The following is a 22,683-nucleotide window of genomic DNA, read 5'->3' as shown; positions in this document are numbered from 1 at the left end:
TAACGAGTTTGCAAATGAAACATTATCCTAAGTGCAATAAGTATATATTATAGAGTTTTTTTCTCACTTTGAAAGAGAAATGACTGTGTTTTTAAAAGCAATCTTTATCACAATAGTTTTCGTAGGTACCTACAAGCACAAAATCCCAGCAACTCAAGGTTGCTGGGATTCAATGACTCATTTTCAAAATTATCGTTTGATTTTTTTCGCCGCATAGAACGCTAATCCGGCTGTAAACATTGTGACAGCTGCAAAAATAGTTGTCCAAGTGTCAATCAGAGCTGCAGTAGCTGGAAAAGCATCATGCACATTTTTAGATGTGGATTCCTGGCCCGAGCTTGTACTGATTCCAGTGTGATTTTCCGGTTTGCTTGGTGTCCCAGCAGTTCCATCGTGAGTAGTAGAACCATTCGGTCTAGTGTCGTGATGTACAATCTTGTTCTTGACCGTTACTGTTGATTGAGCAGACGTCCCCTTATAGGAATAGACGACTTTATAGCTTCCGGCTACTCGAGTGTTGACTTTCCCTTCGACATGAATGTCTTTGAAAGCAATTGAATTGCCAAAAATATCTTTTGCATCAACGAAACTATCAGAGGGCTGCCACTTACCGGCAGTGTCAATCGTAACATCTTTAACTTTGATGACTGTGTTTTCACCCAAAGGTAGTTGCACAGCAACGTTATGGCCAACATTGCCAGCTTGGTCGTAGCTTCTGAACAAGATATCGCTAGCTTTGCTTATAACAAGCGCAGCACTGTAATCCTGCCATGTTTTACCACCATCCTCACTATATTGAATGGCTGTTATTGCTTGAGCCGATTCGCTCATCTGTTTGTCATAGACTGCGGACAAAGTGACTTGTTTCTTATTTGGATCCAACTGCTGGGTCACAACCACTTGTGCAGCAATAGATGGATAAATATTATCAATTTTTGCCACTACATTCTTCGACTGGTTGCCATACTGATCAACCGTTCTAAATAGAAGCTGACCATTAGTTTGCACATTTACAGCCTGATCGTAAGGCAGCCAAGTCTTACCATCGTCTTGACTATATTGGATTGATAGGTTTTCGTCAGCTGGTGCCGATTCAGCCTTATCTGCCGTCTTAGCTGAAACTTGAACAGTTTTATTGGTTGGTTTATCTGTCGACAAAGAGAAAGTCGGTGCAGCTAATTCCGCTGAATAATAATGAACGTTCAGTTTTCTGCTTACTTGGTTGCCCAATGCATCAATAAGGTCAATCTCAGCAACATTGTTACCATCTGACAAATCGAAAGGTACATCGAATCCGCTCTTTTTGCCGTTCGGACCGTGTCCATAAACAAACGAGAATGGCTCGTTATCAACCACATCCCCATTCACAACTAAGGTATAGCCATCATAATTGTCATCGGCTTCTCCTTTTAAGTGATAGGGGCTTTTATTGGTAAACAAGTTATAAGTCCCATCAGCATCTGCACTCAGCGACTGATCAGAAAAAATATTCAAATCAGGCAAACTTGTATCAATGTAGAACCGCAAACTGTTATCTACGATTGTCTGACCTTGGTATTTAATCTGTACTGGGACTGAAATCTTCGTATTCGGCGCTGCTTTAATTTGCGTAGTGAAAGTCAAGTCATCAGGTTTCACTGCAACAACCTGTCGAGTCGGATTGCTGCCAGTGGTCTCACCGATCATCAAACCATTTTTATCAACAGCATGACGCAGATGTCCACTGATTGTCAGCATTTGCGTTGCTCGATCATAGTAACTGCTTGCAGCTGAAACGATGTTGGAACCATATGCCAATCCATTATCGAAGACAGCCACTGTTGATGGATCGGCAGCAAAACGAGCATCGGCCGTGGAATTGACCGTATATCTTTGGACATTATTCACATTGCCATCTTTATCTGAAGACTGCGCAACAATTGAATTTGTGCCAAACTGCAGGGGCAGATCATAGTCAAAGCTGGCCTTATTGTCAGCCTGCGGCACTAACAATTGAGTAACATCAACAACGTTGCCCGTTGTTATATTGCCCACAACGATATTATCCAAATTAGAGAAATCATCAACCGTACCAGTGACATGGATCGTCGTATCATCACTAGTCAACTGCTGCCCGGCATGATCCAGTGTCATGACAGGTTCAGTAACTGCCAGACGAGTGTGAATCGTTCTGATCACATTTTTTCCATCAGCATCGCTAGAAAAGATAAAAGTGCCATCTTTAGGCAAAGGAATGCCGTTGCGACCATCTTCCATGTCGAAGGTTTGGGTGCTCTTATCAATCTGTACTAGGTGGCCATTAACATAGAAGTCTTCTGGGTAAGATCCCATCAAAGTGACTGTATTGTAACGCTGGTGATAAATAGCTGAATTTGTTGTAATCACCTGTCCTTCAGACAAGTTGTATAAGACCAAACCAAAGGTTGTCTGACCAGGGGCCTGCAGTTGGCTGTCGCCTTCGCCAAAATTACCAGCGTTATCAGTGGTACCCATTTGAATTTGGTTCTTTCCAGCTGTTAAGGCTTGTGCTTGGCTATTATTCAGCTGGATGTCTACTGATTGTTTTGTGACATAACTTTCGTCAGTCGAAATTGGATAAATAGCTGTCACACCATTCACTGCAACAATGGCAGTTTGTGTCGCTGCGATACCACTTAAGTTATCGGTTAAATCTGCTTTCAAGTGAAAATAACCATCAGCGTCTTTGCTCAAAGCATCAGACCCCAGCGTGATCACGGGTGCTGTGTCGTCCACTTTGATAGGAAGCGTCTGTGTTTGGACAGCATTAGGATTGCCATCTGGCGAAGCAGAAATTTGGTAATAATATTGACCATCAGCTGCGGGCTCATCCTGCCCGGATTTAGGATTCCAAAGACCGCCATCCCAAGCGATGGCACTGTTGGAATATGACGTGAATGCTGCACTGCTGGTGTTATAGTAACTTTTTGTGACTGACGGATCAATGTAAAGAGTCCTGACCGCTTTTGCATCGGGTGTCTTGTCCGGATCATTGCGGAAAATCTTTGCCTGAACATGATTGCCGTTCCGCAAAAGATTGAAAATCGGTGTTGCGGTGTCAGCTATTCCGTCGCCGTCGGGAGAAATGGCAACCAACTGCGGATCCACCATAGAACCATCGTGGTTTAATCCAAGAGGCTGGTCATTATCCAAATCTTGAAAATAAGAAGTGTTGAAGACTGAATCTGCTGATCCAACCGGAGAATCAAAGATTTTCTGACTGTCCCAGTTGCCATAATATCCCATGTATGGTATCACAAGATTTTGAACATCTTGGTCGTTATCTGCTGACTCACGTTGAGCCATAAAGCCCAAATAGCCTTCAACAAAAGATTGTGTGGCCTGAGACGGCAGCTGTAGATCGAAATGAACTTGCACTTTTGATCCAGCGGCCACTGTAATTGACTGATCAGCATGCAGCTGATCTTTGCCGGCAGCATCTTGTGCACTGACAATCTTAATAGAAGATGAGGCTAGTTTTTCATCATATGCAGTTGCATCGGCTCGATTGGAACCGGTCCAAACACCACCATAATCATTAAACTTGTAAGCTGCTGATTTTTTGGAAGTGTTATTCAAAGTCACAGTCATATTCTGTGAAGATGAACGAATTTGTTTTAAGGCAATCGCTGCATCCCCTGAAGCATCGCTAGCAAACACCTTATTGTTAACTGCACTATCGACTTGAACCAAACCAGCTCCCTGCTGACGAGGTGAAACGATCGAATCAGGATGATCTTGGTCGAAGAACGGCAGAGCTGTATTCATCAAATCATTCTTCACAAAACGCGCCAGATCAGTTTTAGCAACAGAATGCTGCAATGACTCGACAACCAGAGCTGACGAACCGGCTATAAAAGGCGAGGCCATCGAAGTACCATTCATACTTTGATAACCATTATTATTAGCTGTGGACCAGATTTCCCCACCAGGAGCTGTAATATCCGGTTTAAAATTCAAATCGGGAAGCGGGCCATAAGAAGTAAAAGTAGACATCTTGCCACGGTTCGGATTATCGACACTTACATTCTGAGCCGAGAAAGTGTAACGGTCATCTGGATTAGCTTTGGCATAATTCAGCAGAGTCAAACCGTCAGCATTCAGTAAACCGAAGGTCGGCGTTGTTTCCGTAATCCTGAAGGCTAAAGTGGTGTCGCTCGTGTTATTGTCAATAATAATTACGCCAGCAGCACCAGCAGCCATGGCATTCGCTTGTTTAGCTGTAAAAGCCAAGCCGCCACGCATAACAACAGCTACTTTCCCAACCGCATTACCATCGAAGTCGGCAGGATCGCCAATGCCGGGTAAACCATTAGAACCATTTTTTGCTAGATAGAGCTGCTTGCCATTTAGAACTGAAATATCGGCATTCTGAGAAGTCTGAGTCAGAGCTGGACGGCTGAACAGGCTGCCATGCTGTCCAGCGATTGCAATCGCAGGCGTAATCATGCTGTTATTTTCGGAAGATGCTACGGTAATCGCATTGGCCGCCACACCAGGCGCACCAATACTGCCTTCATCATTGCCAGAACTAATAATGTTACTATTTGTCGCATCGGCAGAAGTCGACAGTCCGTTGTTACCGGCAGAAATAGCAGGAATAACGCCTTGAGCAGCCGCTTGGTTCACCGCTTCCTGCTCTGGATCATCCGGACTTTGACTGCCGGCGACCGAACCAAGAGACATGTTCAAAACATCGGCACCTAATTTAACAGAATCTTCAATGGCTGAAATCAAATCATCAGAAGTCGCTCCGCCGCCGCCATTTGAAAACACTTTCATATCTAATAATTGTGCGTCAGGTGCAACACCAACAACATATTTACTCTCATCATTGCCAGTTGATGCATCCGCTTTTCCATTAGCAGCTGCGATGCCGGCAACGTGCATGCCGTGCATTTCAGAAGCGCCCGTGTCCAGTATCGTATTACTAGTACCGTCGGCATAGTTATAGGCAAAAGGCACTTTATCTGTCTGCCACTTGCCGTAACCTATTTTCTGAATTGCATCGTTTGCAGCACTATGGCTGATCTTTTCGTCACTGTTGTTATCCAGAGTTAAATCTTTATGGCTGGGATCAATACCAGAATCTATGATCGCGATAACTGTACCCTGGCCCTTCATATGATGCTGTTCCCACACATTTTGTACCTTAGCAATACGGTCAGCGGCCGCATCTGCCGGATAAAAAACATTAGCAGCGGTTACGGATTTGACCCCTTTGATTTTTCTAATCGCGTTGAGTTGGCCGACTTTTGCCTGAATAGAGAAACCATCCAGCAAGTAGCCAAATGATCGCTTGACCTGACTGCCTGTCAAATCCTCGACTTGCTGCTGAATCGATTTTTGAGAAGAGATAACTTTATCTGAAGCTTTATCAATCGCATTGATCGAAGCAGCAGAACCAGTTGGCAGGCTGCTGCTTTTGCTAGCGGCCTTGCGATCCAACTCAACAATAAAAGTAATTTTCTGCTGATTCAGTTTATCAGCGGGCACCTTACCATTAAGGCCCTTGGCCGAAAGCTGCGCTTGAACGGCCTTATTAAATGTACTGTTCTGCTGCTTCTTAACCTCATCGAGGTTCTTGCGAAAAGTTTTCTCCAGACTAGTCTTTGAAACACGTCTAGTACTATCTTGGCTAGCCGTATCAGCTTGAGCCGAAATAGACGAAATAGTTGTCGCCGACGTTGCCGATAGAGAGGCTAATAAAGTTCCCAATAATAGTAGTGCTGAAAAACGCTCTTTAAATTTCCTCATGAAGGGTGCTCCTGACATTTGTAAATTAAAGTAATATTATATTATCTTGGTGTTTTATACAATCTTTTTTTGATTTTTTTTGAATCGTTTAACAAAATCCATTTAAGTGACACAAATTCCTCAGAACCATATGTATTAGGATGCCCGAGTTTTAAACTTAGTTTATGCTGCTAAAAGAAATCATTTTCAAGACGAGCACCAAGAAGGCAGATACCTATCCTTTAAATCTGCCCTGGTTTTTGCAAACGAAAAAAATAAGCTTCTCGACTCCCGTGACAATTCTCGTGGGTGACAACGGATCAGGCAAATCTTCTCTTATGGAAGCTATTGCCTTATCGAATCAAGCGATAGCCATGACTGGACAGCCTTTATTGCATAATCCCGAATATGCTGCAATCGAAAAAATCGAACCTTATCTGAGTCTGCACTGGCAGCAGCAGAATAAACGTGGTTTCTTTTTTCGAGCCGATGACTTTATTTCTTTTATCAGAGAGACGCAGCAAAGAAAATATGATGCACAGCAGGAACTAGATCAGATTGACGACCCGCATAGTTTGGCCCGTATTCCCTATCTGCATACCTTGTATGATTTGGCACACTTGTATCCGATTGATTTGGATAAGGTGTCGCATGGCGAGGCTTTTCTGGAAATTTTTAAAACACGTTTCAGGCCCAATGGCCTCTACCTATTAGACGAGCCCGAGGCTCCGCTGACATCGGAAAACCAATTATCCCTTATTTATCTGATTCATGAAGCTGTCCTGCAAGGAGCTCAATTTATTATTGCAACACATTCGCCGATTATCATGGCTTACCCGAAAGCAGACATTATTCAGTTATCGGACGACGGGCTGCGAAAAATCAGTTACGACCAGATTCCGCAAGTATCTTTTTTACGCAATTTCTTGGATTCGCCGGAAAGGTATTTCTCAAAACTTTTTTCTGACTCAGACGATTTGTGATTTCAAAACATCATTAGCAAATGCATACTTTTTGCTTGTACATATTTAAACTAGATGGTGTTTAAGCTATTATTAAAGACAATTATTCGGAGGTAAAAATTGGCAGAAAAAGGAACACAAATCGTTAAAAGAGGCATGGCCGAAATGCAAAAAGGCGGCGTCATCATGGACGTCATCAATGCAGAACAAGCTAAGATCGCCGAAGAGGCTGGTGCAACAGCCGTTATGGCTTTGGAACGCGTCCCATCAGATATTCGAAAAGCCGGCGGCGTTGCAAGAATGGCTGACCCAGCTATTGTTGAACAGGTACAAAATGCTGTATCGATACCAGTCATGGCTAAAGCGCGAATCGGGCATATCGTCGAAGCTAGAGTTCTCGAGGCTATGAAAGTCGACTATATCGACGAAAGTGAGGTTTTGACGCCCGCCGATGATGTTTATCATATTGATAAGAAGGCTTTTACAATTCCCTTTGTCTGCGGCTGCCGTGATTTAGGCGAAGCTGCAAGAAGAATTGGTGAAGGTGCTGCAATGCTGCGTACTAAAGGCGAGCCCGGCACTGGTAATATTGTGGAAGCTGTTCGCCACATGCGTTTGGTTAACAGTCAAGTTCGCAAATTGGTTGGCATGTCCTCAGATGAAGTGATGGTTTATGCCAAAGAATTGGGTGCGCCTTACGATGTTTTAATGGAAATTAAAAAAGCTGGCCGCCTGCCCGTCGTTAACTTTGCTGCTGGCGGCGTGGCAACACCATCTGATGCTGCTTTAATGATGGAATTGGGTGCCGATGGCGTATTCGTCGGATCAGGCATTTTCAAATCCGAAAATCCGGCTAAATTTGCTAAAGCAATCGTTGAAGCAACAACCTATTATAAAGATTACGCTCGCATCGCCGAGCTTTCCAAGGGATTAGGCAACCCGATGAAGGGCATCGATATGAGTGTCCTGACGCCGGCTGAACACATGCAGGAACGCGGGATTTAAGGAGTTGTCCATGACGGTAAAAATCGGTGTCTTGGCGCTTCAAGGCGCTGTTAGCGAACACGTAAAAGCATTAGAAAAATCCGGCGCACAAGCAGTAACAGTCAAACATCCGGCAGAACTCTCTGGTTTGGACGGCTTAGTACTGCCCGGTGGCGAAAGTACAACGATGCGGCGCTTAATGGACCGCAGTGGTCTTTTTGAAGCAGTTAAAAAATTTGCCGAAACAAAGGCTGTTTTTGGCACTTGTGCTGGGCTGATTCTAATGGCTAAACAAATTGAAGGACGTAAAGGTCCCCATCTCGGCTTACTAGATATTGATGTCAAGCGCAACGCATTCGGCAGTCAAGTAGATAGTTTCCAAACAACACTGGATATCAAGGATGTTGCAGAAAACTTTGATGGTATTTTTATCCGTGCGCCATATATAAAAAGCGTGGCGGACAATGTACAAGTTCTATCGACCTACGAAGACCATATAGTGGCCTGCCGGCAGGGCCGCTTCTTAGCCTGTGCCTTTCATCCGGAACTAGCTGGTGATAGTCGTTTCCATGATTATTTTGTGAAAATTATCGAAAACGAAAAGCAATAACTGCTTTTTCTATATTAAAAACACGTCGAATTGGCGTGTTTTTTTGTAGACAGATTCAATCAATCAATAGTCTGATCTTGGACGTGCTTTTTTTCAAACGGGCCAATTCCGCTTCGGCTTTGACCATGTGGTCTTCGTAATGATCCAGTTTCCAAGTCAAATGATCGATGGCAGCTTGCAGGTCATCTCGCTTTTCTTCCATGACCGATAACTGCTGTTTCAATAAATCCTTTTGTTCAGCGATATGGTCCTCACTGGAATCTACTAAATGGATATAGAGCAATAGATTTTCAATACTCATACCAGCCGACCGCATCTGACGAACAAAGGTGATTCTACCAATAATTCGCTCATCTATATCGCGAATACCGGAACTCGTCCGATTAATTGGCGGAATCAAACCAATTTTTTCGTAGTAGCGGATTGTATCAGAACTAACTTTAGTTATTTCACTTGCCTCTTTTATATTCATAAAATAATTGTCCCTTCCGTATTAACTTTTAGGCCGATCAAATGACATACTATCGAGCCAGCAATATTAATTGCGATTATGCCAGAATAATTCATTGCAAAATGGGATGAGAAATTTGCAAAAATACGGTCAATTAGCCTGAAAGTATCGTCCGAAGCGTTTCCTGAACAATCATCACTAACTGATATTCTTTGATAAAGCTCTCAAATGTGCTGTACTGATCCTCATAACTTATCTGGCCCAGTCGAGAAATATTATAGTCCACTAAATTCAGACTGTCTTATCTGCCACCTAACCAATCCGCTGCTTTCTATTTTTTAGCTGATACCAGTCAATCCGACTATTTTAAGTGTTTAGAAAAAAATGAATTTGACGAGTTTTGTCAGCAACATTTTAATTTTTAAGATTTTTTAAGGCAATGAACATAGTCCTAACCAGGTGCTTATAATGAAACAACTGATTTCCTTCAAGACCTTGACCTGGAGTGTACTCCAAGGTTTATCATTTGGTAATTAGATCAAAAAGGAGCAATACATGAAAATTATTATTCTCGGGGCTGCGGGTCAAATCTCGCGGCAATTGACAGAACGATTGCTAAAAGAAACAACGCACGATTTGACTTTATTTGCACGAAACGCTGATACGCGTTTGCAAGATTACGCAGCTAGCAATCGTGTCACACTTATTTCCGGTGATCTGACCGATCAGCAAGCCGTCACTAATGCAATCGCAAAACAAGATTTGGTTTACTCGGACTTTGATCGTTTGCCAGTAGTCAGCACAATGATTTCGGCAATGGATACTAACCATGTGAAGCGCCTAATCATCGCTGGTGCTTTGAGTATCTATAACGAAGTTGTTGGTGAATTTGGGCGTTGGAATAAACGCATGATGGGTGAAATCTCGCCTGAACGTCGCGAAATGATCAATAAGATTGAAAATAGCGATTTGGACTATACCTATATGCGCATGACTTGGTTATATAACCAAATTGGCAACACAAGATACTTTACAATGCAAAAGGGAGAACCATTTCGCGGTGCACAGGTCACACGACAGGCGATCACGCAATATGTCTTAGATTTAATCGCCGATCCAACACGGGATCTTCGAGCTTCGGTTAGAATTGCAGAGCCCGGAACCGAGGACTATCCCAAACCAAGTTTTTACTAAATCGCGTTCTTAAAAAAGAGCGGACCCCCATCCTATTTTAGAAAGAGGTTACTCATGAAAACCCGTGTTACCCTATTTATCGCCGCTATCGCCATTATCGCGACCGCCGTTATCGGATTCGATCTTCTGCGCGGCCAGAACAAAAATTCACCAACCACAACCGTCAATCAAAATGTATCATCTAATAATCAAGGCGGCAAAGTTAAAGGAAAACAGAAAACACTGATCGTTTATTTTTCTAGGCGTGAAGCTGCATCCAGTATTTACAAGGATAGAGTTTTAAAAATCGGAAATACGAAGCAGATCGCCGATATGATCAAAAGCAAAACCAATGGCGTCGAATATGAAATAGTCCCTGTCAAAGACTATCCAAAGAGCTTTGACAGAACATCGGAGGTTGCCCAGCAGGAACAAAATGACAACGCACGACCGAAAATTAAAAATCCTATCCCTGATGTCAGTCAGTATGACACAATCTTTATCGGTGCACCAGTATGGTGGGGAGATTATCCAATGGTCGTTCATACATTCTTGGACGCAGTGGATTTGAATGGCAAAAATGTCGTTCCCTTCTCGACACACGAGGGGTCCGGCTTAGCTAACTACCCCGAAGTACTACGCAGGCAATATCCCAAAGCCCGTATTTTGAAAGGTTTGGCCATTCGAGGAAGCGATGTTGCATATTCCCGCGGCGACGTCCAAGGCAGAGTTGATCGTTGGCTTACGTCACTTGGATACTAAAATTATGAGGTGAATTATGTTAAAGAGACATGAAGCGGCCCTGTACGCAACTTGGCTGATCATCCTAGTAGCCATTCCAGCGCCGCTTGTTTATTTCCTAAATCAAAATTTGGTTGATACCAGACAAAATATTTTAATCTATAGTTTCGGCGTGGTTGCTTATGTCTGGTGGCTGACAATTGTCTTCTTATCGACGAGGCCAAGATGGTTAGATCGTTTGATCGGGCTCCCAAGCATGTATTTTGCTCACGCATTATTGGGCGTCTTGGCTTTATCCTTTGCAACACTGCACAAATTACAGGCTTTTTCGATTGATGAAACAATTAAAAATCTTGGTAACTATGCCTGGTATTTGTCAATTTTCAGCATTGCTTATGCTATTTTCTTCATGTCAGGCTGGCTAGTAGATCGAATGAGGTTCCTTAAAAGAATCAAAAACCAGCTTCATTTTATATTCAAACACCAACTATCTTTGTGGATTCACCGATTGAATTTCGTCATCATCGGACTCATTTGGCTGCACGTTCACTTGATCGGACGAATCAGCGGTATTACAAACTTCATCATCATTTTTGATATTTATACGATCTTCGCTCTGTCTGCTTATGCTTGGCATCAATTCATTTCATATGATCAAAAGAAATATAGCGGACAGGTAATTGGCAACTTCCCACTAGATGCAACCACGCAGCAATTGGTTATTAAATTGGGACAGAAGGCCGCGGATTACCGAGCTGGCGATATTTTCTTTTTGAAATTCAAAAAGAACCCCGTTATATCTAGCGAGGCACACCCCTTTTCTGTCACTTCTTCTCCAGACGAATCACACAGGGTTGTGACTTTTACAATTCAGCGTTTGGGGGACTTCACCAAAGCAATTAATCGCGTTGCTATCGGCAGCGATGTGCAATTAGAAGGGCCATTCGGTATGTTGGACGCAATTGTAGCTGATAGTGCCAAGAAAAAACAGCCAGTGGTTTTATATGGTTTGGGCACTGGTATTGCACCTTTACGAAGTTTGGCAGTTAAATACGCTAACAAGGCAGCAATACATGTAATCTGGAGTACGCATCGCAACTCAGAAATTTACTATGATGAGGACTTTCTTTCGTTAAAAAATAATGATGCCCATTTCAAATACGACGTAAAAAAAGCTCGTTTCGCACAAGAAAATCTGATGTCAATTTTAGACAAAACAGAAATTAGTGCTGCACGATTTATTATTGTTGGTTCTGCTGCTATCGTCCTAAATGTCGAAAGCAATTTAAGAAAAATTGGTGTGGCAGGTAATCGTTTAATTGATGAACGCCTCACGATGTAAAAAAGTGTTAAAAAAAGCCAAGAGCAATAAAAGCTCTTGGCTTTTTTAATTTAAAGATCATTCTCATTGACGAATTTCGTAATAGCTGCTGTTGCATTAGCTGTTAAAGCAGCACCGACATGTGCTCCTGATGCAATCGCCCACTTTTTGACTGAAGGCAGACTTTCTTTGATCGAGCTTTGTCCACTTGTCGTAAAGGGCAGAATTTCCTTGTCCTTTAAGTCGTAATTATCAAAGAAACTAGCGATAATCATTGGTGCTTGATGCCACCAAGTCGGAAAGCCAAGCATGATTTTCGTTTCTCCGGATAAATCAAGTTTCTGATCTTGAAGCTGCGGATGAATATCTTGTTCAACTTCAGATTTAGCCCGATCAGCAAGTGTCGAAAAATCACTTGGATAAGCCTTCACAGGCTCTAAACGATAAATCGCTGCCTGAGTCAGCTTGTGCAGCTCGTTAGCTGCTTGAGCCGTCGTGCCGGACTGTGAAAAATAAACAATAATCATTTTTAAAATTCCTCTTCTTTTCTTTTATACGCTTGTCTGTGCCTGAAAATGATCCCAGTACTTCTGTAAATAGGTCAAAGTGATGCTGGTAGGATGCTGAATTAATTGCAAGGGCTGTCCAAATGCCATCACTTTACCACCGTCACTGCCGCCCTTTGGCCCCAGATCAATTAAATAATCAGAATTAATCATAATAGTCATATCGTGTGTGATCACGATAATCGTTGCACCATTTTCTTTCAGCTTGTCTAAGACACCTAACAGGATCTGAACGTCCCTGGGATGAAGGCCGATGGATGGCTCGTCAAAGACAAACAGTGCCCCTTTTTGGCCGCGCGTTAAATGTTTGGCTAGTTTTAGCCGCTGGGCCTCACCACCTGACAAGCTCGGGGTACTTTCACCAAGATGCAGGTAACCCAGACCAACCTCTGCTAAAAGCTGAAGCTGCCGCTCAATAGCCGTCTCCGATTTAAAAACCGGTAAAGCAGCTTCGACAGACAGATTCAATAAATCAACAATTGAATAACCGTGCCAGAGTATTTTTTGAACATCATCAATGAAACGTGTGCCATGACAATAGGGACAGACCTCTTCAATATCTGGTAAATATTGAACGTCTAGAGTCATTGTGCCAGTTCCGCCGCAGTGTGGGCAAGCGCCTTCTTTGCTGTTGTATGAAAAGTAAGAAATACCGAAATGTTTGGCCTTTGCGGCTGGTAATGACGCGAAAATATGCCGCAAATTGTCCATGATACTTGTATATGTGGCCAAGGTCGAACGGCCATTTTTACCAACTGGCGATGAATCCACACTGATCACTTCATGCAGATCAGTATTTAATTCAGTCACCTGTTTTGGCAATTTGAGACCGCGTTTTTTATCTTGGATCGCATTGACCAAGCTATCTAAAATCAAACTAGTCTTGCCAGCACCGGAAAAACCCGTGACGGCTGTCAGACGATTATCAGGAAATTCGATAGCAACATTATGCAGATTAAAATAATTCGATACGGTTAAATGCGTTTCGTGCAATTTTTTCGACAAATCTGTCAATGCTGCTTGTTTGGGCCGCAAAATCTGAGCCTTGCCTGAAATAAAGGGGCCAATCAAAGATTTTGGATTATGTGTCAAAGATTCAGGCGTCCCTTCAGCAATCACGCGTCCGCCAGCATCCCCAGATCCCGGGCCAATCTCAATCACCCAATCTGCTGCCGCAATAATCGAGCTCTCGTGGTCCACGACGACAAGTGAATTGCCTTGTGCAATCAAGGCACGCATGACATGAATCAGACCGCGAATATTGTCCGGATGCAGGCCAATTGAAGGCTCATCCAAGACATACAAAACACCAGTTGTTTCCGTTCTGAGCGTTCTGGCAAGTTCAATCCGCTGTAATTCACCCGTTGACAGGCTGTTGCCGTTTCGAGATAAAGTCAAATAGCTAAGGCCCAACTCTAATAAAGGCTGCAGATTATTATCAAGATCGGCAAACAAGGCCCCGGCCATCTTTTGCATATCCGCTGGCAGTTGGGCTTTAGTTTGGCGCTCCCATTCGGGTAATTGGCTTAAAGTCAGATTGCCAACTTGTACAATCGTCAGGCCAGCTACTAATTGCGTTAATAAGTCCGGATTCAAGCGTGTGCCATGGCAAACTGGACAAGTTGAAAAATGAAAGAAGACGTTTAATCGAGCTACTGACCGATCGCTTTTAGAACTTTTAACAGAATCATAGACTGCATCATAGGCATTTTCATAGAGAGCTTTGTCCGTATGGAACACGCGGCCTGTACTGCTTCTGAAATCGACTTTGTATTGTTTTTTCTCACCATGCAGGACGATATCTTTTTCTTTATCCGTCAAATCTTTATAAGGGACATCCGTGCGAACGCCGATATTAGCAACCACAGTCGGCATAAAATTCCGTCCTGGCAAACGCCAAGAAGCTACAGCGCCTTCAGCTAGCGTCTTATTCTCATCGTCAATAATTTTCTCCGGATCAAGTTCGCGGATACGCCCCAAGCCATGGCATTCGGGACAAGCACCGGTCGAATTAAACGAAAAATCCTCAGCACTTTTTGCCATAAAAGCAGCACCGCAGACCGGGCATGTTATCTGTCCCATTTTCTCGCCCGACATAGCCATTGCTTGAGCGATCGCCATACTTGGTTCCAAACGATGTCCGTTGGGGCAGACGACCGAACCTAGACGAGAAAAAATCAAACGAACAACATTAAAAATTTCGCTCATTGAACCAACTGTTGAACGATCCGAAGGAATGCTTGGCCGTTGGCGTAAGGCCAAAGCTGAAGGGATATGTTTGACAGACCGTACCTGAGCACTTTTGGCCTGTCCAATACGATTCTTGGTATATGTCGACAAAGCATCAAGATAACGCTTAGAACCTTCCGAATAGAGAATGCCCATGGCTAATGAACTTTTTCCTGAACCCGAAGGCCCGGAAATGGCCACAAATTTATTCAGCGGAATATCAACGTCAATATTTTTCAAATTATTGACGTTACCGCCCCGCACTTCAATATGATCGATCTCACTCACCTGTATTGCCCCTTTTAATCAATTCCAATTTATTTGTTCCAAAGAAAACGCCCGATCAAACGATTAACCTGATTATTGCGATGCAGCCGGCTGTGCTGTGCTTGACGGCCCTTAATCTCGACTTCGCGATAACTTTTATAGCGGCCATTCAACAAATATTTTAAAGAACGTGCCGAGACATTAGTGACATCCCCATCAGAATTGCTGCCGTTTTCCAAATTACCAAAAATATTTAAAATATCAACACGATTTTCAGGAAAGCGATTACGGCGGGCGAGCATCACTCGATAATAACTATTCAAGTAACGCGGCCGACCCTTAGCCAATAAACGATTACGGTTTGGCTGATCGTCGATTCCAACAATGCCGTCAAAGTGCCCGGCAATGTCAACTTGTTTATTAATTTGCGGCAAACGCGGATTATTGCCATCAGCTAATTGATAATACATCAGCGCCAAATTACCCATTGAATGAGCCACAACATTGACGCGCTTGATCTGATAATTCTTTCTCAAATCCTGAAGAATATTGCGCAGCCAACGGCCGTCTTCATTGTAGTTGCCATTGCGGTTATTCTGGAACAGAACTTGGATCAAAGGCTGCTTGGCATTTTTAGGCCAGCTGCCCTGTAAGTGAACTTTGCCAAAAGGCGAAACGCGGGCAGTCAAGACTTTCGTCGCGCCTTGATGCTTGACAGCATAAGCAATCATGTCATTGCTAGAATTGGCCGTGCCGCCGAAACCATGCAAGTACAAAGTCGGTACACTTTTAGCACGATTACCAGCTTTAGCTGGTCGGCCATAAATCAGAAAATAAGCAAGGACAAAAAGAAGCAGCAGCAGAACTGCTGCTGTTATAGTCAGAAGAATTTTTTTATTGTGTCCTTTAGCTTGAACCATCCTTTGATAGATTACTTCCCAGCCCTTTTGGCAAGTTCGGCAGAATAGCGATTGCCGGTAATTTTAATCTCTTTGGAGGATTCATTCAAATTATTTAATTCGTCCTCTGTGAATTTAACATCCAAAGCACCAAGATTTTCTTTCAAACGAGATAACTTGGTCGTACCAGGAATCGGCACAATCCATGGCTTTTGCGCCAGAATCCAGGCCAAAGCAATCTGTGCCGATGTTGCCTGCTTAGCCTTGGCAAAACGATCAATCAGATCAAGCAGTTTTTCATTGGCGGCAATTGCTTCTTTGGTAAAACGAGGCAGATTGCTGCGGCCGTCATTCTCAGCAAACTGAGTGTTAGCATTGATCGCACCAGTTAGATAACCTTTACCCAAGGGACTAAATGGGATAAATCCAATGCCAAGACGCTCCAATAATGGGAAAAGTTCCTTTTCCGGTTCCCTGGTCCAAAGCGAGTATTCGCTTTCGACAGCAACCAAAGGCGTCACAGCGTTAGCGCGTTTAATCGTTTCCAAGCCAGCTTCAGAGAGACCCCAATGCTTGATTTTACCTTCTTTTTTGAATTGGCCCATTAATTCAGCCACATCTTCAATCGGTACTTTAGGATCTACCCGGTGAAGGAAGTAAAGGTCGATCGAGTCGCGATCTAGGTGCTTAAGCGAACCCTCTAATGACTTTCTAATACCGTCTAAATTGGCATCGACAATTTGTTTGCCGTTTTCAATGCGAATACCGCATTTGCTGGCGATCGTGACTTGATCCTTGTAAGGTGCTAAAGCCTTACCCAACAGTGCTTCATTAGTAAAGGGGCCGTAAACTTCAGCTGTGTCAAAGAAGGTCTCGCCTAATTCGACCGCTTGCTGAAGCAGATAAGTCATCTCTTTGGGATCTTTAGGGTCGCCATAAGCAAAACTCATCCCCATGCAGCCAAGGCCCATGGCATCAACTAGTAAGCCGTTACGGCCTAATTCGCGTTTTTCTTTCATTTGTTATTCCTCTTTTCTATGAATTGCAGCTGTTCTATTGGAGCTTGCGATGAAGATCGGCTAGCGTTGATCGGAAGCTGGCCACTGATAACCGAAGATGAATCACGCCCGTTTACAGTACCAGAAGAAGCTATATCGCTTTGTGCACTAGCAGAATCCATATTAGCAAGATTGCCGCGTGTTCCCCGCTTAACAATTAAAGCGACCATTGTAATAACTACAAAAGAAGCAAGTACGATCAGTAATGATCTGGATTTCATCTTTTCTCCTTTTACACGCCTCAATTCAGACTATCATTTGGAGTCCACTTCAAGTCAAGCCTTTTTCCTTGTGAAAAAAGTAATTCATTTTTATTGTATTTTTTCTTGACTTAGAGTCAGCTCCAAGGAATATGATCATTTCTGTTGACCGCTCGCTAATGAAAAGTTAGTAATCAATGAAAAAAATGAGGAGACATTGAATGGCATATCAAACAGTAAATCCATATACGAATGAAGTCGTTAAGACTTATGACTTCGCAACTAAAGAAGAAATTCAAGAGAGCCTAGCAACGACTCACAGTTTATATAAAGAATGGCGCAATCAGCCCATTGCTGACCGGGCCAAAATTTTGCACAAGGTCGCTGACATCTTCCGTCAAAAAGAAGACGAATTAGCTAAAATCGCAACCACTGATATGGGCAAACTTTTTAAAGAGTCAAAAGGCGAAGTTGAACTTTGTGCTTTGATCGCTGATTATTTTGCTGATCATGGTGAAGAATTATTGGCACCAACACCCATTGCAACACGGGCAACCGGTGCTGCCGAGATTGAAAAACAGTCTACCGGTGTCATCATGGCCGTTGAACCATGGAATTTCCCTTATTATCAAATCATGCGTGTGTTCGCTCCCAACTTTATCGTTGGCAATCCAATGATTTTAAAACACGCTTCTAACACACCTGGTTCCGCTGCGGCCTTTCAAGCAGCTGTTGAAGAAGCAGGTGCACCTAAGGGCAGCTTAATCAACCTGTTCCTCGACTATGATCAAGTCGGCGATATTATTTCTGATCCTCGTGTTCAAGGCATTGCTTTGACCGGATCTAAGCGTGGCGGCCAGTCTGTTGCCAAAGCCGCTGGTGAAAGTTTGAAAAAGAACTCCATGGAATTGGGCGGCACTGATGCCTTTATCGTCTTGAGTGATGCTGATGTCAAAAAAGCCGTTGACTTAGCTTGGCGCGCACGTTTGTATAACGCCGGACAAGTCTGCACTTCTTCTAAGCGTTTTATCGTGGCTGATAATCTTTACGACGACTTCTTGGCACAGTTAAAGGCCAAGTTTGCCGCAGTTAAACCTGGCGACCCCATGGATCCCAAGACAACTTTGGCACCAATGAACTCTAAGAGAGCTAAAGACAAGCTGCAGGCACAAGTTGATCAAGCCGTACAAGCCGGTGCTAAAGTGTATTATGGCAATCAGCCGATTGACCTGCCAGGACAGTTCCTGCAGCCGACTATTTTGACCAATATTGATCAAAAAAATCCTGCCTATTATGAAGAAATGTTTGGCCCAATCGCCCAAGTCTACAAGGTTCACAATGATGAAGAAGCGATTGAATTAGCCAATGATTCAGAACTCGGATTGGGTGGTATTGTCTTCTCTGCTGATCCAAAACATGGTAAAGAAGTTGCTAAACAAATCGAGACTGGCATGGTTTTCGTTAATACCTTCTTGAGTTCATTACCAGAATTGCCTTTTGGCGGAGTAAAAGGCTCTGGTTATGGTCGAGAATTAAGTTCGCTTGGCCTGATGGCCTTCGTGAATGAGAAATTAATCCTGACTGCACAAGCACCTGACTACACAAACGGTGCCGGCGGTCTGGCAGTTATGTAATCAATATTATTTGCACACTCGATACAGTAGATAATATTAATTTCAGGAGTAGACAAAGCTACTCCTTTTGTGTTTTTATAACAGGCTGTGTCATTTTCAAAATCTGGAGAGTAAAATGGAAAAAATTAAAAAACAAAGGATCATTCTGACAGCTGTCTTGATCAGCTATTTCCTGATTATTATGAGTAATTCAGTGATCTTTACAGGAGTGGTAAACATCCAACGCGATCTATCACTATCAGCTAAAGCATTGCCATGGGTCAGCAACAGTTATTCATTAACTTTTGGCGGCCTACTGCTGTTAGCTGGCAGATTGGGAGACATTTTTGAGAAAAAACTGATTTTCATTATCGGGATTGTCGTCTTTGGTATCAGTTCCTTGCTGGTCGGGATTGCTAATACTAGTGGTTTGATGATCTTAGCGCGAGCTGTTCAAGGTATTGGTGCCTCGATTATCGCGCCGACTTCATTAGCGCTTCTGCTAGATACTTTTGCCGGCGCCGAACGGACAAAAGCAATCGCTCTTTATGGTGCAACAGCCGGCATCGGATCCAGCGTCGGACTCGTGGTGGGCGGCTTGTTTGCCAGCTTGTGGACTTGGCGGATTGGTTTTTTAATTAATTTTCCGATTGCTGCCGTATTGCTCTATCTCGTTTTGAAATACGTGTCGTCGCAAGCGCAGCACGAAGGCTCTAAAATTGATTTTGGCGGTAGTTTGTTGTCAATTTTGGCGGTAGCCAGTATCTTATATGCGATGACCGCTGACAGTAATCAGTTAATATTCTTAGCTATCGGCATCGTCTTATTAATTGCCTTTATTGTGTTAGAGAAAAAAATTTCAAGGCCGATTATGCCGATAACACTTTTTCAGGATCCGGAACGTATTGGCGCTTATATTGCACGATTTTTTTACATGGCCGCGATGATGAGTTTTTGGTTTTTCACACCGCAATTGATGCAGAACACAATGAACTTCACGCCTCTATGGGTCGGATTCGGCTTCTTTCCTATGACCATGGTCATGTATATTGTTGCAATGCGCCTGCCAATCATGACTGAAAAAATCGGCAATGCCCGTATTCTGCGTATCGGTATGGTATTAACGTTATTGGGTATGATTTGGGTTTGCTGCTTTCAAAGCGGTTTCGGTTACTGGTTTGGCATCGCCGCGCCAATGATTCTTGTTGGGGCCGGGCAAAGCATGGTAATCAGTCCTTTGACAGTTTCCGGCGTTGTCAGGACTCGCGGTGAAGAATCCGGTGCAGCTTCCGGATTAGTAAACGCCGTGCACCAAATTGGTGGTGCTGTCGGTTTGGCCTTAATCACACTATTAGCAGGAAGTATCGGTAATCAGGTTTTCCGTTATCGCATCTCAATGATTGTGGCCACTGTTTTGGTGGGCCTTGCATATATCGCGACGCTGCTGTTAGTGCGTATCGAAAAGAACGATTAAGAAGTTTTGATAGTATAGAGTTATCAAGTTGGTTTGTTGACACAGATCGACTCAATTAAAGGGAGAAAAAAATGAATATGTTAATACTAGCGGCTAACGGTGCGATCGCACGTTTGGTCGAAGAAAAAATCCTCAGTGATGCAAAATATAAAGACGTTCAGTTGACATTGTTTTTGCGCAATAAATCGCGTTTGAGCGACTTGGCTGATAATGCACGTGTGAAACTGGTTGAAGGCGACTTGTTGAACGCAAGCGACGTAAATGCCGCCGCTGCTGGCCAAGATTTGGTTTTCATCGCCTTTGGTGCGACTAGCAATCTTCAGATGACACAGAACGTCGTTGACGCAATGCAAGCAAATCAAGTTAAGCGTGTAGTCGAAATCAATGACCTAGGCATCTACGATGAGGTTCCTGGCAAGTTTGGTGCTTGGAACAAACAGATTATCGGTGCCGGTATCCAAGTTGGTTTCCAAGCCGATGCATTATTAGAAAAATCCGGTTTAGACTACACCACTTTGCGTTTACCTTGGTTGAATAACCGTGACGAAGTTAAATACGTGCTGACTGAAAAAGATGAAACCTTCCCAGGCACATCCGGTTCGCGTAAAAGCATCGCTGATGTCGTTTTGAGAATTGTTGCAGACCCATCTTTTGGCAGCAAAGCCAGCCTTGGTATTGCAGATCCAGCGACTGCCGGATTAGATAAACCCGTCTATTAAACAACAATTAGCTGCTATTTAAAAAACACCTGAGAATCTTTTAAAGAAATTCTCAGGTGTTTTTATTTTCCCCCACACAAAAAGCAGGTTTCCCTGCTTGAGTTGACTGTGTGTTGTTTGTTGTGTCTTAGCCCTGCTGGTTGCTAGGACGCATGACAATTTCATTGATGTCCGAATCAACTGGCAAGTCGACAGCTAAGGCAATGGCGGCAGCTACACGCTGGGCCGGCATGGAGATATGGGCATAGAAGTCGGTTAAGGCTTTTTTTGTGTCCGGATCTGTGACATGGTTGACTAGTTCCGTATCCACAGCACCAGGAGAGAGCACTGTGACTCTGACATGGCTTTTAGCCGCCACTTCTTCTTGCCTTAAGGCTTCAGAGATCATCCAGACACCGGCTTTAGTGGCACTGTAGACGCCACCACCAGCATGGACCGCATGAGCAGCCACCGAAGCGATGTTGATAAACTGGCCGCTTGACTGCTGGCGCATAATGGGCAAAGCCGCATCAATGCCGTAAAGCACCCCGCGCAAATTGATATCAATCATCTGGTTCCAGTCTGCCACCCGGCCCTTGATAAATTCAGAGTGCGGCATCAGACCAGCGTTATTCATCCAGACATCCAAGCGGCCAAAGCTGGCAACAGCTTTATCAGCTAAGGCTTTCACCTGATCTAAGTCAGCGACGTCTGTGACCTGGTAGACTGCTTGGCCACCGGCTTCAGTAATGTCTTTGACAATGGCTTGTAGTCTGGCTTCTCTTCTAGCAGCTAAGACCAGTTTGTTTCCTTTAGAAGCCAGCAGCTTAGCTGTGGCTTCTCCGATACCCGATGAGGCACCGGTAATGACGATGACTTTTGACATAGAATCTCCATTGAATATTTTTGTATATGACAATAAGACTAATTAGTCCCAGATTTCTTTAGCCAGTGTGAAAGCTGACCAGGCCTTTGGCCAACCAGCATAAAAAGCCAGTTGGGTAATCAAAGCGATGATTTCAGTTTTGGTGACGCCGTTTTTCTTGGCTAATGCCATATGATCTTTTAATTGTGGAAAAAGGCCCAAAGACATTAAGCTGGACACCGTGATCATACTGCGGTCATGACGGCCTAACTCGTCTTCCTTATCCCAGACTTGGCCAAAAAGAACATCATCATTTAATTTGGCAAATTGCGGTGCGAAATCGCCTAAGCGATCTTGACCAGCGGTTTGTTTTTCTGCCATTAGTTTTCCTCCAAACGGTTATAGTCTTCATCGGAAACAGCTTCCAACCATTCTGGATGGCCGGCTGTGATTGCAATGTGACTGAACCAACTGTCTTTCGTTGCACCATGCCAATGTTTGACACCATCATGAGTCACAACGACATCACCGGGCTTTAACAAGCGGGCTGGATGGCCAGCTTCCTGGTACCAGCCTTTACCGCCAGTAACCAAAAGAATCTGGAAACCATCATGATGAATATGCCAATGATTACGCGTACCTGGTTCAAAAGTAACGACACCCACACCAACGTTTACGTCCGGGTCATTAACCAAGCCTTCCAGATAGCTTTGCCCCGTGAAATACTTAGCAAAAGCTTCATTCTTATCGCCAAGCGGAAAAATCACGCCTTGGCTGACAGCTTCATTTTCAACCATTGTTTCTCCTTGTGATCGTTT

The 22,683-nt window shown here is 43.6% G+C and carries 19 protein-coding genes; 9 read left to right on the top strand and 10 right to left on the bottom strand.

Annotation, left to right across the window (positions count from 1 at the left end; genetic code table 11):
* Positions 1-189: 189 nt before the first annotated feature.
* Positions 190-5,775: a S8 family serine peptidase gene (locus NRF22_RS07660; protein WP_263779961.1), complete on the bottom strand. Its 5,586-nt coding sequence runs from the start codon at positions 5,773-5,775 to the stop codon at positions 190-192.
* Positions 5,776-5,939: 164 nt separating this feature from the next.
* Here NRF22_RS07660 and NRF22_RS07655 point away from each other — a divergent pair, with 164 nt between their 5' ends.
* The 3 genes from NRF22_RS07655 to pdxT all read left to right on the top strand — a co-directional run bounded on the left by NRF22_RS07655 (position 5,940) and on the right by pdxT (position 8,310).
* Complete coding sequence (locus tag NRF22_RS07655) at positions 5,940-6,737, top strand: AAA family ATPase (protein WP_263779960.1); 798 nt, start codon at positions 5,940-5,942, stop codon at positions 6,735-6,737.
* Between the two features lie 99 nt (positions 6,738-6,836).
* Positions 6,837-7,721 carry a pyridoxal 5'-phosphate synthase lyase subunit PdxS gene (pdxS, locus tag NRF22_RS07650; protein WP_263779959.1) on the top strand — a complete coding sequence of 295 codons (885 nt, stop codon included), beginning with the start codon at positions 6,837-6,839 and terminating at the stop codon, positions 7,719-7,721.
* A gap of 10 nt (positions 7,722-7,731) precedes the next feature.
* On the top strand, positions 7,732-8,310 hold the full coding sequence (pdxT, locus tag NRF22_RS07645; protein WP_263779958.1) for a pyridoxal 5'-phosphate synthase glutaminase subunit PdxT: 579 nt from the start codon (positions 7,732-7,734) through the stop codon (positions 8,308-8,310).
* Between the two features lie 55 nt (positions 8,311-8,365).
* Here pdxT and NRF22_RS07640 read toward each other — a convergent pair whose 3' ends face one another.
* Entirely contained in the window at positions 8,366-8,782 is a 417-nt protein-coding gene (locus NRF22_RS07640; protein WP_263779957.1) for a MerR family transcriptional regulator, read from the bottom strand.
* Between the two features lie 534 nt (positions 8,783-9,316).
* Here NRF22_RS07640 and NRF22_RS07635 point away from each other — a divergent pair.
* Genes NRF22_RS07635 through NRF22_RS07625 form a run of 3 tightly spaced genes read left to right on the top strand, consistent with a single transcriptional unit; the run spans position 9,317 to position 12,017 of the window.
* Complete coding sequence (locus NRF22_RS07635; protein ID WP_263779956.1) at positions 9,317-9,955, top strand: NAD(P)H-binding protein; 639 nt, start codon at positions 9,317-9,319, stop codon at positions 9,953-9,955.
* Positions 9,956-10,009: 54 nt separating this feature from the next.
* Positions 10,010-10,696, top strand: coding sequence for a flavodoxin (locus NRF22_RS07630; RefSeq protein ID WP_263779955.1), 687 nt, complete (start codon positions 10,010-10,012; stop codon positions 10,694-10,696).
* A gap of 16 nt (positions 10,697-10,712) precedes the next feature.
* Complete coding sequence (locus tag NRF22_RS07625; protein ID WP_263779954.1) at positions 10,713-12,017, top strand: iron reductase; 1,305 nt, start codon at positions 10,713-10,715, stop codon at positions 12,015-12,017.
* Positions 12,018-12,067: 50 nt separating this feature from the next.
* Here the strand turns inward: NRF22_RS07625 and NRF22_RS07620 are convergent, their stop codons facing one another.
* The 5 genes from NRF22_RS07620 to NRF22_RS07600 are packed head-to-tail and all read right to left on the bottom strand — an operon-like array spanning position 12,068 to position 17,236.
* A complete protein-coding gene (locus tag NRF22_RS07620; protein ID WP_263779953.1) occupies positions 12,068-12,523 on the bottom strand; it encodes a flavodoxin in 456 nt (151 codons plus the stop codon).
* 24 nt (positions 12,524-12,547) lie between these two features.
* Positions 12,548-15,079, bottom strand: a complete 2,532-nt coding sequence (locus NRF22_RS07615; RefSeq protein ID WP_263779952.1) for an ATP-binding cassette domain-containing protein — start codon at positions 15,077-15,079, stop codon at positions 12,548-12,550.
* Between the two features lie 29 nt (positions 15,080-15,108).
* Positions 15,109-15,978: an alpha/beta hydrolase gene (locus tag NRF22_RS07610; protein ID WP_263779951.1), complete on the bottom strand. Its 870-nt coding sequence runs from the start codon at positions 15,976-15,978 to the stop codon at positions 15,109-15,111.
* Between the two features lie 11 nt (positions 15,979-15,989).
* Positions 15,990-16,976 (bottom strand): aldo/keto reductase, encoded by a 987-nt coding sequence (locus tag NRF22_RS07605; protein WP_263779950.1) that lies wholly within the window; start codon positions 16,974-16,976, stop codon positions 15,990-15,992.
* Positions 16,973-17,236: a hypothetical protein gene (locus NRF22_RS07600; protein ID WP_263779949.1), complete on the bottom strand. Its 264-nt coding sequence runs from the start codon at positions 17,234-17,236 to the stop codon at positions 16,973-16,975. Before NRF22_RS07600 ends, NRF22_RS07605 begins: the two co-directional genes overlap by 4 nt.
* A 200-nt stretch (positions 17,237-17,436) precedes the next feature.
* Here NRF22_RS07600 and NRF22_RS07595 point away from each other — a divergent pair, with 200 nt between their 5' ends.
* From NRF22_RS07595 to NRF22_RS07585, 3 genes are all read left to right on the top strand, one after another.
* Positions 17,437-18,849: an NAD-dependent succinate-semialdehyde dehydrogenase gene (locus tag NRF22_RS07595; protein WP_263779948.1), complete on the top strand. Its 1,413-nt coding sequence runs from the start codon at positions 17,437-17,439 to the stop codon at positions 18,847-18,849.
* A 115-nt stretch (positions 18,850-18,964) separates the two neighbouring features.
* Complete coding sequence (locus NRF22_RS07590; RefSeq protein ID WP_263779947.1) at positions 18,965-20,302, top strand: MFS transporter; 1,338 nt, start codon at positions 18,965-18,967, stop codon at positions 20,300-20,302.
* A gap of 71 nt (positions 20,303-20,373) precedes the next feature.
* Positions 20,374-21,021 (top strand): NAD(P)H-binding protein, encoded by a 648-nt coding sequence (locus NRF22_RS07585; RefSeq protein ID WP_263779946.1) that lies wholly within the window; start codon positions 20,374-20,376, stop codon positions 21,019-21,021.
* Between the two features lie 127 nt (positions 21,022-21,148).
* Here NRF22_RS07585 and NRF22_RS07580 read toward each other — a convergent pair whose 3' ends face one another.
* From NRF22_RS07580 to NRF22_RS07570, 3 genes are read right to left on the bottom strand one after another with little or no spacing between them, the layout of a single operon-like run.
* Positions 21,149-21,886 (bottom strand): SDR family oxidoreductase, encoded by a 738-nt coding sequence (locus NRF22_RS07580; protein ID WP_263779945.1) that lies wholly within the window; start codon positions 21,884-21,886, stop codon positions 21,149-21,151.
* Between the two features lie 42 nt (positions 21,887-21,928).
* Positions 21,929-22,246, bottom strand: coding sequence for a carboxymuconolactone decarboxylase family protein (locus NRF22_RS07575; protein ID WP_263779944.1), 318 nt, complete (start codon positions 22,244-22,246; stop codon positions 21,929-21,931).
* On the bottom strand, positions 22,246-22,662 hold the full coding sequence (locus NRF22_RS07570) for a cupin domain-containing protein (protein WP_263779943.1): 417 nt from the start codon (positions 22,660-22,662) through the stop codon (positions 22,246-22,248). Before NRF22_RS07570 ends, NRF22_RS07575 begins: the two co-directional genes overlap by 1 nt.
* Between the last annotated feature and the right edge of the window lie 21 nt (positions 22,663-22,683).

The sequence above is a fragment of the Oenococcus kitaharae genome, from assembly GCF_025758695.1.
Classification (GTDB): domain Bacteria; phylum Bacillota; class Bacilli; order Lactobacillales; family Lactobacillaceae; genus Oenococcus; species Oenococcus kitaharae_A.
This window is presented reverse-complemented; position numbering and strand designations above follow the sequence as displayed.